Raw genomic sequence first — 836 nt, forward strand, 5'->3', positions numbered from 1 at the left:
GCCGGGGCCAGCTCGACAGGAACAAGTTCAACGGCCTTAGGCACTAGCAGCAGCGCTACAGCGAATTACGCGACTGCATTGGGTGGTGCGGGCACCACGGCTACTATAGCCTCCGGCATCGGCGCCACGGCAATCGGCACGAATGCGACCGCAGGCGCAGCGGCTGCGGCGCAGGATTCGATCGCCATCGGCGGCCAGTCAGCTGTCGGCGCGGCGAATACTTCAGGCATTGCGATAGGGCGCGGCGCAACGGTCAACGGTACCTTTGGCATAGCGCAGGGGGATGGCATTATCAGCGGTGCGACCGGCCAGAACGTAGCGATTGGCTCTTCCGGCACGACTGCAAATTCCGGCACGGCAGCCGGCGGCGCTGTGGCCATCGGTCGTGGACAGAAGGCAACCGGCAACGGCGCAGTGGCAATCGGTGATCCGAACGTCTCGAACGGTACTGGCGCTGTGACGTTGGGTGCGAATAACACGGCCGCGGGCGATGTTGCCGGCGCCACGGCGGCCAATGGCGCGGTTGCCATCGGTAACGGTAATAGCGCAATCGGGCAAGGATCGGTCGCGCTTGGCAATGCCAGCAATGCGGCGGCTGCGGGTGCTGTGGCATTGGGCGACACTGCCGTCGCGAATAACACCAACGATGTAGCTTTGGGTTCACACTCGACCACGGCGGCGCCGCATACCGGCACTACTGCACAGTTTGGCGGCACTGCTGCCGGCGTGGAAGCGGCAGCGTCGACCAATGGTGTGGTATCGGTTGGCGCAGCAGGAACCGAGCGCCAGATCCAGAACGTCGCGGCCGGCGTTATATCGGCTACGAGCACTGATGC

General features: G+C 64.4%; 2 pseudogenes. Both read left to right on the plus strand.

What is annotated here, in order from left to right:
- Positions 1–54 (plus strand): annotated as a pseudogene (locus AC07V8_RS25750) (hypothetical protein); the annotation flags it as partial.
- A gap of 24 nt (positions 55–78) precedes the next feature.
- Positions 79–836, plus strand: a pseudogene (locus tag AC07V8_RS25755) (ESPR-type extended signal peptide-containing protein); the annotation flags it as partial.

The organism is Collimonas sp. GW821-FHT02H07, assembly GCF_059421505.1.